Annotated in this window: 10 protein-coding genes and 1 riboswitch; of the genes, 4 read left to right on the forward strand and 6 right to left on the reverse strand. The window is 56.3% G+C overall.

All coding sequences use genetic code 11. The features are described 5' to 3' along the window. Positions 1-8: 8 nt before the first annotated feature. The 3 genes from glgX to asd all read right to left on the reverse strand — a co-directional run bounded on the left by glgX (position 9) and on the right by asd (position 5,642). Positions 9-1,988: a glycogen debranching protein GlgX gene (glgX, locus tag C1N56_RS17720; protein ID WP_394516929.1), complete on the reverse strand. Its 1,980-nt coding sequence runs from the start codon at positions 1,986-1,988 to the stop codon at positions 9-11. Continuing rightward, positions 1,988-4,174: a 1,4-alpha-glucan branching enzyme gene (gene glgB / locus C1N56_RS17725; RefSeq protein ID WP_059009876.1), complete on the reverse strand. Its 2,187-nt coding sequence runs from the start codon at positions 4,172-4,174 to the stop codon at positions 1,988-1,990. Before glgB ends, glgX begins: the two co-directional genes overlap by 1 nt. 358 nt (positions 4,175-4,532) lie before the next feature. Continuing rightward, entirely contained in the window at positions 4,533-5,642 is a 1,110-nt protein-coding gene (gene asd, locus C1N56_RS17730; RefSeq protein WP_031279794.1) for an aspartate-semialdehyde dehydrogenase, read from the reverse strand. A 218-nt stretch (positions 5,643-5,860) separates the two neighbouring features. Between asd and C1N56_RS17735 the strand changes: the two genes are divergently transcribed. The 4 genes from C1N56_RS17735 to C1N56_RS17750 all read left to right on the forward strand — a co-directional run bounded on the left by C1N56_RS17735 (position 5,861) and on the right by C1N56_RS17750 (position 8,112). After that, positions 5,861-6,454, forward strand: coding sequence for a YhgN family NAAT transporter (locus tag C1N56_RS17735; protein WP_031279795.1), 594 nt, complete (start codon positions 5,861-5,863; stop codon positions 6,452-6,454). Between the two features lie 334 nt (positions 6,455-6,788). Then, complete coding sequence (locus tag C1N56_RS17740; protein ID WP_222985904.1) at positions 6,789-7,364, forward strand: hypothetical protein; 576 nt, start codon at positions 6,789-6,791, stop codon at positions 7,362-7,364. Positions 7,365-7,378: 14 nt separating this feature from the next. Beyond that, the gene (locus C1N56_RS17745; RefSeq protein WP_394516930.1) at positions 7,379-7,798 is read left to right on the forward strand and encodes a hypothetical protein; all 420 of its coding nucleotides are present in this window, start codon (positions 7,379-7,381) and stop codon (positions 7,796-7,798) included. An 89-nt stretch (positions 7,799-7,887) separates the two neighbouring features. Beyond that, positions 7,888-8,112 (forward strand): DUF805 domain-containing protein, encoded by a 225-nt coding sequence (locus C1N56_RS17750; protein WP_230857098.1) that lies wholly within the window; start codon positions 7,888-7,890, stop codon positions 8,110-8,112. A gap of 301 nt (positions 8,113-8,413) precedes the next feature. Here C1N56_RS17750 and panS read toward each other — a convergent pair whose 3' ends face one another. The 3 genes from panS to C1N56_RS17765 form a co-directional block, all read right to left on the reverse strand. Next, positions 8,414-9,337 carry a ketopantoate/pantoate/pantothenate transporter PanS gene (gene panS, locus C1N56_RS17755; RefSeq protein WP_021508027.1) on the reverse strand — a complete coding sequence of 308 codons (924 nt, stop codon included), beginning with the start codon at positions 9,335-9,337 and terminating at the stop codon, positions 8,414-8,416. A gap of 262 nt (positions 9,338-9,599) precedes the next feature. Next, positions 9,600-10,955: a lysine-sensitive aspartokinase 3 gene (gene lysC / locus C1N56_RS17760; RefSeq protein ID WP_394516931.1), complete on the reverse strand. Its 1,356-nt coding sequence runs from the start codon at positions 10,953-10,955 to the stop codon at positions 9,600-9,602. A 110-nt stretch (positions 10,956-11,065) separates the two neighbouring features. Next, positions 11,066-11,260, reverse strand: a riboswitch (Lysine riboswitch). A gap of 36 nt (positions 11,261-11,296) precedes the next feature. Then, positions 11,297-11,542 carry a hypothetical protein gene (locus C1N56_RS17765; RefSeq protein WP_125309290.1) on the reverse strand — a complete coding sequence of 82 codons (246 nt, stop codon included), beginning with the start codon at positions 11,540-11,542 and terminating at the stop codon, positions 11,297-11,299. Positions 11,543-11,554: the final 12 nt, after the last annotated feature.

Here is an 11,554-nt window from a genome sequence, read left to right on the forward strand (position 1 = left end):
CTGACTCCTTATGATTGCTTTAGGAACACACACACGCCGTGTGCGGGCCCGTGCCAGACAGTTGTCAGGATGGGGTTATCTTCCCCGGCGAAAGGAGGAATGGCTCGCCATTCTCCGTCTGGTAAGGCAAGGTCACTCACCGAATCCGTGGCGTTTATCGTTAGTAACCAGCGGCCGGAGAGCAGGATCTGCAGTCTGTGCATCCCCTGTTCCCACTCATCCCTTTCCAGTGGTTTGCCGCTGGCATTTAACCACTGCACGTTGCCATCGCCCTCCTGCCACCAGCTGTCCTGCGTCAGCGCGGGAATACGCTGACGCAGCCGGATTAACGCGGCAGTGAAGTCGACCAGTCCAAAATCATCCTGTTGCCAGTTCAGCCAGGTGAGCGGGTTATCCTGACAGTACGCATTATTGTTGCCGTGCTGGCTGTGACCGCGTTCGTCACCGGCCAGCAGCATCGGCGTGCCCTGCGCCAGCAGCAGCGTGGTCAGCAACGCGTGCACGCTGCGCCGCCGCCGCTCGACCACATCGAAGTTGCCCTGCAGCCCTTCAAAACCATGGTTATGGCTGAAATTACTGCTGCTGCCGTCGCGATTATCCTCGCCGTTGGCCTGATTATGCTTCTGGTTATAACTCACCACGTCACGCAGCGTGAAGCCGTCGTGCGCGGTGATCAGATTAATGCTGGCGTGCGGCAGACGCGCCGCGCGCTGAAATACATCGCTGGAGCCGGCAAAGCGGCGGGCAAAATCACCGTTACTCAACTCACCGTGCAGCCAGTAGCGGCGCGCCGTATCGCGAAAGTGGTCGTTCCATTCGGCGAAGCCGGGCGGAAAGTTGCCCACCTGATAGCCGCCGGGCCCAATATCCCAGGGTTCAGCGATCAGTTTCACCTGCGACAGCACCGGACAGGCCTGCATGGCCACAAACAGCGGCGCATCCTGGCGATAATCCGGCGTGCGCCCGAGCACGCTGGCCAGATCGAAACGAAAGCCGTCAACGTGGCAGGTTTGCACCCAGTAACGCAGCGCGCCCAGCGCCCAGTCAAGCACCTGCGGATCGCTGAGGTTCAGCGTATTACCGCAGCCGGTCCAGTTGTGATATTCACCGTTATCGCCCAGCCAGTAATAGCTGGCGTTGTCGACGCCGCGCAGCGACAGCGTCGGGCCAATCTCTTCCAGCTCGGCGCTGTGGTTGAACACCACGTCCAGAATCACTTCAATGCCCGCCGCGTGCAGCGCTTTTACCGCCTGCTGAAACTCCTGCAGCGGCGTCTGGCCCGCTTCACCCGCCGTGTAATGCGGATGCAGCGCCCACAGCGCAAACGGGTTGTAGCCCCAGTAGTTGCTCAGGCCGAGCCGTTGCAGGCGCGGTTCGCTGGCAAACGCGGCTATCGGCAGCAGCTCCAGCGCGGTGATACCCAGCCGGCGCAGATAGCTCACCATAGCAGGATGCCCCAGCGCCGCATATGTCCCGCGTAGCCTTTCCGGAATTTCCGGATGCTGCTGCGTCAGGCCGCGAACGTGCGCCTCGTAAATCACCGTTTTGCCCCACGGCGTGCGCGGCGCACAATCGTTCTGCCAGTCAAAATCGTCGGCGATCACCAGCGATTTGGGTGCCACAGCGGCGCTGTCGGCATCATCCTGCTGCCACTCTCCACCCAGCAGGCGCGCGTCGTCAGGCACCGCGCCGCATACCGCTTTGGCACAGGGATCGACCAGCAGTTTGGCCGGGTTGAAACGATGACCGCGCTCTGGCTGCCACGGTCCATGCACGCGGTAGCCATAGCGCTGGCCCGGCTTTAGCGCCGGAACATAGCCGTGCCAGATGTCACCGCTGCGCGCCGGCAGAGGGAAGCGTTGTTCACTCCCCTGTTCATCAAACAGGCACAGCTCCACCCGCTCCGCGTGGCGCGAGAACAGCGTAAAGTTGACGCCGCGCCCGTCATAATGGGCACCCGGCGGTACCGGCTGGCCCGGCTGGAGCATCAATCGCCCTCCCGCACCAGCCACAGCGTGGCGAGCGGCGGCAGCGTCAGGCTTAGCGACTGCGCGCGCCCGTGGCTGGCGATGTCATCGGTATGGACGATACCGTGATTACGCAGATCGCTGCCGTGATAATCATGCTGATCGGTGTTCAGCACTTCGCGCCAGCCGCCACGCTGATTCACGCCGAAGCGATAGTTGTGACGCGGCACCGGCGTAAAGTTACTGGCGACAATCAGTTCGTTGCCCTCGCGGTCGCGGCGCACAAACACAAAGACCGAGTTTTCGTGATCGTCGACCACCAGCCACTCGAAGCCGCTGGCATCGAAATCGAGCTGATAGAGCGGCGAAAAGTGGCGATAGCTGTGGTTCAGGTCACGTACCAGTCGCTGCACGCCGTGGTGCCAGTTATCCAGCCCCTCCAGCAGATGCCAGTCGAGGCTGGTGTCGTGGTTCCACTCGCGTCCCTGAGCGAATTCATTGCCCATAAACTGCAGTTTTTTGCCGGGAAAGCCCCACATCCAGCCGTAATAGGCACGCAGGTTGGCGAATTTCTGCCAGGTATCACCCGGCATGCGGTCGAGGATCGACTTTTTGCCGTGTACCACTTCGTCGTGCGACAGCGGCAGCACGAAGTTTTCCGTGTAGTTGTACAGCATGCCGAAGGTCATCAGCTGATGATGGTAGCGGCGATGCACCGGATCGAGCTTCATGTAGTCGAGGGTGTCATGCATCCAGCCGAGGTTCCATTTGAACCAGAAGCCCAGGCCGCCATCTTCGGATGGCCGCGTCACGCCCGGATAATCGGTAGACTCTTCCGCCACGCTGATGCTGCCGGGTGCGGTGCGGCCCAGCGTGCGATTGGTATGGCGCAGGAAGGCGATGGCTTCGAGGTTTTCACGGCCGCCAAATTGGTTAGGCACCCACTCACCCTCTTTGCGGCTGTAGTCGCGATAGATCATCGACGCCACCGCATCGACGCGCAGGCCATCAATGCCGAAGCGCTCCATCCAGTACAGCGCATTGCCGGAGAGATAGTTGCTGACCTCGCGTCGGCCAAAGTTGTAGATCAGCGTATTCCAGTCCTGATGGTAGCCTTCGCGCGGATCGCTGTGCTCGTACAGCTCGGTACCGTCGAATTTGGCGAGGCCAAAATCGTCGCTGGGGAAATGGCCCGGCACCCAGTCGAGCAGCACGTTGAGACCTGCCTCGTGGGCAGCGGCGATAAAGTGACGAAACTCATCGCGCGTGCCGAAGCGGCGCGTCGGCGCGTACATGCCGAGTGGCTGATAGCCCCAGCTGCCGTCAAACGGATGCTCATTGATCGGTAACAGTTCGATATGGGTAAACCCCATCTCTTTGACATAGGGCACCAGCTGTTCGGCCAGCTCTTTGTAACTCAGCCAGAAATTGTTGTCGGTGTGGCGACGCCACGAACCGAGATGCACCTCGTAAATGGAGATCGGCTGGTCAAAGCCGTTGGCAATTTTGCGCTGTGGCTGCATCTCCAGCTTCGGCGGCAGGCCGCAGATCATCGAGGCGGTCTGCGGGCGCATTTGCGCCTCGAAGGCGAACGGATCGGCTTTGATGCGCATCTGACCGTGCGCATCAATGATCTCGAATTTGTACAGCTGGCCGTTAACCGCGCCGGGGACAAACAGCTCCCAGATGCCGAGTTCGCGGCGGAAACGCATCGGATGGCGGCGGCCATCCCAGAAGTTAAATTCGCCCACCACCGAAACGCGCTGCGCGTTCGGGGCCCAGACGGCGAAGCGCGTGCCGGCAACGCCATCAATGGTGGTGCCGTGCGCGCCGAGCGTTTCATACGGCCGCAGGTGCGTGCCTTCGGCCAGCAGCCAGGCATCCATTTCCGCCAGCAGCGGGCCAAAGCGGTAGGCATCGTCGATCAGGTTTTGCTGGCCGTGCCAGTTGACTGCCAGCTGGTAGCGAAACAGGTTTTTACGGCGCGGGATCACGCCGCTGAAGAAGCCGCGCGAATCAAGACATTTAAGCTGGGCGCATTTGCGGCCGGTGTTGGTTTCAATCACCCAGACTTCGGATGCATCCGGTAACAGCGCACGCACTTCAAGACCTTGTGTGGTCTGGTGCATCCCCAGTACTGAGAAGGGGTCGGCATAATTCCCGGCGAAAAGGGCATTGATCGCATGGCGATCGGGAAGCTCTGACATGACTTTCTTCCTATGATTTTTTGCGCAGGCGACCGGAGAGACAGGATTGTCGCTATAGGTGCGCTGCTTTTCATGAGCCATACATACAGCAGCAAGGAAGGACACCCTCCGTGGGAAAGATCCTGGCCGTGTACAACAACTATTCCATTCGCAAAGTAAAAACAGTTAACAACCGGCACATCACTGTTAAATCATAGCTTGGGGTTGGCAGAAGCCAGGGTGGAACGCAAAAAATTGTTATCGGGCGAGCAAAAAGGGGAAGCTGATCACTTGTCGGGCGCAATTTGGGTTAAGTTTTGCACTCCCGTGGAAAGAAAAAAGGCCGGGAAACCCCGGCCTGTCTGGATTCGCGCTGCGCTTAGTCAATCAGCAAACGCAGCATGCGACGCAGCGGTTCGGCAGCGCCCCACAGTAACTGATCGCCGACGGTAAAGGCCGACAGATACTCCGGCCCCATGTTCAGCTTACGCAGACGGCCCACCGGCGTCGTCAGCGTGCCGGTCACCGCGGCGGGCGTCAGTTCACGCATGGTGATGTCGCGATCGTTCGGCACCACTTTCACCCACTCGTTGTGCGCGGCCAGCAACTGTTCGATTTCGTTCAGCGGCACATCTTTCTTCAGCTTCAACGTGAACGCCTGGCTGTGGCAGCGCAGCGCGCCGACGCGCACGCACAGGCCATCGACCGGAATGGTGTGACGGGTCGAGAGAATTTTGTTGGTCTCCGCCTGGCCTTTCCACTCTTCGCGGCTCTGGCCGTTGTCCAGCTGCTTGTCGATCCACGGGATCAGGCTGCCGGCCAGCGGTACGCCGAAGTTGTCGGTCGGCAGCGTACCGGAACGGGTAAAGTCAGTCACGCTGCGCTCAATGTCGAGAATGGCGGAGGCCGGATTTTGCAGCGAAGTCGCAACGTGGTCGTGCAGCATGCCCATCTGGGTCAGCAGTTCGCGCATATGGCGCGCGCCGCCGCCGGAAGCCGCCTGATACGTCGCGACGGAGGCCCACTCGACCAGGTCGTTAGCGAACAGTCCGCCCAGCGACATCAGCATCAGGCTGACGGTGCAGTTACCGCCGACAAAGGTTTTGATGCCGCTGTCGAGGCCCTGACGAATCACCTGATGGTTGACCGGATCAAGAATAATGATGGCGTCATCTTTCATGCGCAGCGTGGAGGCCGCATCAATCCAGTAGCCCTGCCAGCCGCTCTCGCGCAGCTTCGGGTAGACTTCACTGGTATAATCGCCGCCCTGGCAGGTGATGATGATATCCAGCGCCTTCAGCGCCTCAATATCAAACGCATCCTGCAGCGCACCGGTCGACTTACCGCCAAACGTCGGCGCAGCCTGACCCAGTTGCGAAGTGGAGAAGAAGACCGGATTGATCACATCGAAATCGCGTTCTTCGCTCATACGTGACATCAGCACAGAGCCGACCATGCCACGCCAACCAACAAAACCTACATTCTTCATTTTCTGTCCGTCTCAGGAACTCGGGCCGGGGCCTGGGTGGTGCGAAAAAAGACCAGCGCCAGCAACGCGCCAGTCTGCGTAATAATCAGGTTTACCTATGACCCACAACTCTACAAAATGCAGCACTTCTGGCAAGTGAATTAATTCGATTGCGCTAACTTTTTCAGCAGTACAACTTATAACGGCTGTGGCCGACCTGAAGGGATGGTTTACCTCTGATGACTGAAATGATATCCGCGACCATATTGTTGCTGTTGATTATGGACCCGCTGGGCAACCTGCCGATTTTCATGTCGGTGCTGAAGCACCTGGAGCCGAAGCGCCGCCGCGTGGTGCTGATGCGCGAGATGCTGATCGCCTTGATTCTGATGCTGCTGTTCCTGTTCGCCGGTGAACGCATCCTGGCGTTTCTTAATCTGCGCACCGAAACGGTGTCGATTTCCGGCGGCATCATTCTGTTTCTGATCGCCATTCGCATGATTTTCCCGTCCGGCGAGACCAGCACCAGCGGCCTGCCCGCCGGCGAAGAGCCGTTCCTGGTGCCGCTGGCGATCCCGCTGGTCGCCGGGCCCTCACTGCTCGCTACCCTGATGCTGCTGTCACATCAGTATCCCAATCAGATGACGCATCTGGTCGGCGCCCTGCTGATTGCCTGGGGCGTCACGGTGGTGATTCTGCTGATGTCCGGCCTGTTCCTGCGCCTGCTGGGGGATAAAGGCGTCAACGCGCTGGAGCGATTAATGGGCCTGATCCTGATTATGCTGGCGACGCAGATGTTCCTGGACGGGATTCGGGTTTACCTGAAGCTGTAATGTTTCGCATGCTGGCGGCTCTGCGGATTCGCTGGCAGCCCTGGCGGGCTGACGAGAGTAGTACCGCGATGCTTCGGAATTGCGACGCAGAATTCTCTAAAACGCTAATAGTAATATTATAAAAATTAGTGATCCAAATAATTAAAAATGGGTTGCCTGTTTACAGAAAATCATCATAAAAAGTGAATAAGCCCTTTATAAACAGTGCAGTACCAGGGATAACATGAGTCAACCATTGCTATCTCCTGGTATACAATAGCCAGGATTTATGATTTTTTATTGTAAGCAACTCTAATCATTAGTTATAATCCCTCTACTCAAGGAGGATTACGCTATGAACAATATTGAATCTTATAAAGGAACCGGGATATTCATTATCGTCGAACGGATCTACAACCGTGATGCGCTTAACTGGCATGGTATTGGCGCCTCGCTGATCCAGGTTCACAGAATGGTTTACCAGCTTTATCGCAAACAGGACGTGTATCTCGAAGGTCAAAAAATTACTGCAGATAACATTTCCTTGTGGCAGCGAATAAAAATCTTATCTGGTGCACATCTCATTCAACACAATTCCGCTGATAATGATACCCGGTTCGCACTTGATTATGCGGGCTCTAACTTCAAAGGAACACCTGTTAACATTCCAGGCCTGAATTCAAAATCAATACCAGAATTCCTGACTAAAGAATACAAATTACCAACCGGAAGAATAATGGCATATGGCAAAGATCCTATCCCGAACATTAATCTTTATGGGCATCCTGATATAAAATTTGTCATGGGTAGCGGTGGAAAAGACGATCCCGTAGCTGCAGCTAAATACGAAATGAGCACTCGACAGCTTAAACCTGTCGATCCGATTCATGAATTACCTTCGCTAATGCGAGAATTGTCGTTATTGAGGTAAAGATGAAATTTCTAATGATCTACATTATTACTGGCATTCTATTTGTCGGATTCGGATATTTATCATTTGATTATTTCATCGGTCTGTACCTCGAAGTGTTTGATGGCATTACCAATGATATCCGCGAGATATTTACCGCACCAATTCTGGTTGCTCTTTTTTACCTGGTATACTATGTTGCCAGCATTCTACTTTTCAGAAAAATAAAACAAATTACGCCTAAAAAAGAATTGGCATTTCAATTCTTTTTTTTAATTCTTAACGGTTTATTGTCTCTATCCTCTTTTAAAATCTCCATCTGGAGAGTCGCAGAAAATCCGGGCAAAGCTACTCAACTCTTACAGGTTGATAATCTGAACCTTGTTACAGCTTATGCTTTAGCAGCCTTGCTGTCTCTCATCATTTTTGTGGTGGTTAGAATAAAATGGCGCTGACCCTCTTACTAACATCCATAAAGAATGGATTGATTAAGACGTTTGATTATAGTGGCAAAGATAGCCGCTTATGCTACATCATTTTTATGATGTTCCAGATTATCTGGTTTTGTTGTTATCTCAGTGTGTTCGCTTCATCCACGAATGAAATAGCATGGATTCCTTTACTGCTTTTCGTTCTGCCATCGCTGGCTTGTGGCAGCAGAAGAATAAACGATGCGGGATATTCACGGGGAGTATTTATTCTTTTGATCGTTGCGCCTTATTTACTGTTTCCTTTTCTGGCTTTTCCTGCATCAGTAAAAAAAGAATAAATCGGGCTGGCCCGTGTAGGGGTTCCTGGTGCTTGCATATTTATATGAGGTGAGGATTAGTGCGCCAGTGGAATATTTTTGAATGACTATTTATGACGCCACGCTGCCCGTTGAGTGTTTGCGGTCGCCATGAATGGCGACCCTACAAGATTATTGCGCGTTTTTGCAGAGGGCGCATTTATTGCGCCCTCTGCAAGGTTATCGCGTGTTTTTTGTAGGGTGCGCATTTATGCGCACCGGCATCAACAGGACGATGGTGCGTAACCGATCGTCATTGATGACCACCGGTACGCATGCCCCGTTATTTCTGCTTCTTCTCAATCGTTTTACCCGACCAGTAACCCGCCAGCAGCGAACCGGAGAGGTTGTGCCACACCGAGAACAGTGCGCCGGGCAGTGCGGCCAGCGGTGAGAAGTACAGTTTGCCCAGCGTGGCCGCCAGTCCGGAATTCTGCATACCGACTTCCAGCGCCAGCGTGCGGCAGGTGGATTCGTCAAAGCCAAACAGCTTGCCACCCCAGTAGCCGCCGAGCAGCCCAATGGCGTTGTGCAGGATTACCGCCGCGATCACCATCAGCCCTACCGAGCCGATAAAGCCCTGGCTACCGGCGACCACCGCGCTAATGATCAGCAGAATACACACCATCGAAAACGCCGGCAGATACGGCTCAACGCGGCGCACCACGCTGTTCATGGAGTGGTGAATAATCAGGCCAAGCCCAATCGGGATCACCACGATTTTGACGATGCTGAGCAGCATGCCCACCACATCGACCTGAATGTGGGTATCTACGTAGAAGCGCGTCAGCAGCGGCGTCGCGAACACCCCCACCAGCGCCGAAACCGACGAGATGGTCACCGACAGCGCCACGTCGCCCTTCGCCAGATAAATCATCACGTTCGAGGCTGTCCCGCTGGCCACGCTGCCGACCAGAATCATCCCGGCGGCCAGATCCGGCGGCATCTGGAACAGTTTCGCCAGCGCCCAGGCCGCCAGCGGCATTACCAGATAGTGCAGGAACGTGCCGGCAATCACCGGTGCCGGACGCACCAGCACGCGTTTGAAATCATCAATGTTGAGCGTCACGCCCATGCCGAACATTATCAGCATCAGCAGGTAGGTTACCCACGGCCCGATGCCGAGGAAGGTGGACGGAGAATAATAGGCTGCAACGGACAGCAGTACGGCCCAGAGCGGAAACAGGCGGGTGAGTTTGGCGAGCATGAAGAAATGTCCTTAGCGTTTTACTTAATTGGTTTTTTGCCACAGATGAAACGGCGCGCGGGGAACGACCACAGCGACCTGCGCCGGATCATAACATTTCATTATCATAAGCGTGGCCGACGACAGAAAATGCCTATCGGCTGCTAAAGATCGCCTGACAGGCATAGGCATTCCGCTGGCATTTGTCCGAAATAGCGTCAGGCTGAACGGCAGAGATAAAAAAAGCCGGACATTGTCCGGCTTCGGGTGACTTACGCGTCAATTAAGATTCGAACAGATTCTTATGCAGCGCGCGCACCACCTCTTCCGCGTCCGGCGTTGGCACCAGGAAGCACAGGTTGTAGCTGCTTGCGCCGTAGCAAATCATGCGCAGGTTAAACGGATCCAGCGCGCCGAACACCTCTTTGCCGACGCCGCAGGCTTTCGACAGGTTGTTGCCGATGATCGCCACTAGCGCCAGATTCTCTTCCACTTCTACCCGGCACAGGGAAGAGAGCTCGGTCAGCAGCGCCTGGGTCAGCAGACTGTCGGCGGTGCTGGTTGAACCGGTGGTATCCAGCGTCAGCGCCACGCTCACTTCCGAGGTGGTAACCAGATCAACCGAAATACTGTGGCGCGCCAGGATAGCAAACACTTCCGCCAGGAAGCCGTGCGCGTGCAGCATGTTCAGGCTGTGCAGCGTCAGCAGCGTCTGTTTGCGCCGCAGTGCCAGCGCGCGGAACAGCGGCGGATTTTTAGTCTCGTTGCAGACGCGCGTGCCGCCCGCCGCCGGATCTTTACTGGAGCCGACAAACACCGGAATATCACTGCGCACCGCCGGCAGCAGCGTCGCCGGATGCAGCACTTTCGCGCCGAAGATCGCCATCTCCGCCGCTTCTTCAAAGGTGATCTCTTCGATGCGTTTCGCCTGCGGCACCACGCGCGGGTCGGTGGTGTAGATGCCCGCCACGTCGGTCCAGATATCCACGCGCGTCGCCTGCAGCGCTTCGCCGAGCAGCGCAGCGGTGTAATCGCTGCCGCCACGGCCCAGCGTGGTGGTGCGACCTTTGCCTTCGCTGCCGATGAAGCCCTGCGTGATCACCAGCGCTTCTGCGGTGCGCGGCTGCAGCTGAGCCGCTGCCAGCGTTTTCAGTTCGGCTACATCCGGCTCGGCGCGGCCGAAACGGTCGCTGGTGCGCATCACTTTGCGTACGTCAAACCACTCGGCATTCACCTGGCGCTCGCGCAGAATCTCCACAAACAGAAGGCTCGACATCAGTTCGCCGTGGCTCACCAGCTCATCGGTCAGCGCGGTCGAACGGGCTAATGCCGCCGCTTCCGCCAGCATGATGATGTTCTCCAGCATGCGATCAATCTCCTGACGGATGACGTCCGGCGACTGCAGGCGATCGATGATGGCATATTGAATGGTGCGGATTTGATCCAGCAGATAAGCGCGCTGCTCGAGTTCCTGGCCTTCAGCCAGCGAAACCAGCAGGTTAGTCACGCCCGCCGAGGCAGAGAGCACCACCAGACGGGTATTGGCATCAGACAGCACGACGTCCGCGCTGCGGTTCATGGCATCGAAATCGGCAACGCTGGTGCCGCCAAATTTTGCCACGATCAACGATTGAGACATGTAACAAAACCTCGTGTCAGGTTATCTCCTCCCATTCGCGGAAGAGAAGATCGGGTAACAGCCTTGGCACAAGAGAAGAGCAGAATTGGACAGACAAGATCAGGAGATGAGTCACCAAAAGCACTTCACCTTGCGAAACGTCCGACTGCGGACGCTTCTGGTGACAACCCAGAGGATTCAGCCCCTGCAGCCGACAGCACAACACTCCGCGTGTTGCACCACCTCGGCGTCGCACCCCCTGATGTGTTCTCGCTGGATACGGATCCTCAAACACACTGCCTGGGCGACGCGCCTCTTCTGGCTTGCACCCGGAGGTGCAAGTCGCGCGCACAAAATACTGATTAATTGTTCCGCTGTCCAGCCTTGCGGCGCCGGGAAAATTCATTTTTACACTTATGCAGCGCATTGCTAAACAAACCCGGAAGCCGCCAGCCGCCTAAAGTAGTCAGCGGTGCGAAAAAACCGGTGTTTTGCTGATGCCGCGCAGAGTAATGCGCGGCGAACCGGCCGACAATCGCCGCCGGATTTACCTGAAACGCTGCGGCTGGCGTCACAAATTTTTTCCTTTCAGTTGCAACTGTGGTCATACTGAAACGCGT

The sequence above is a fragment of the Pantoea sp. SGAir0175 genome (assembly GCF_043547855.1).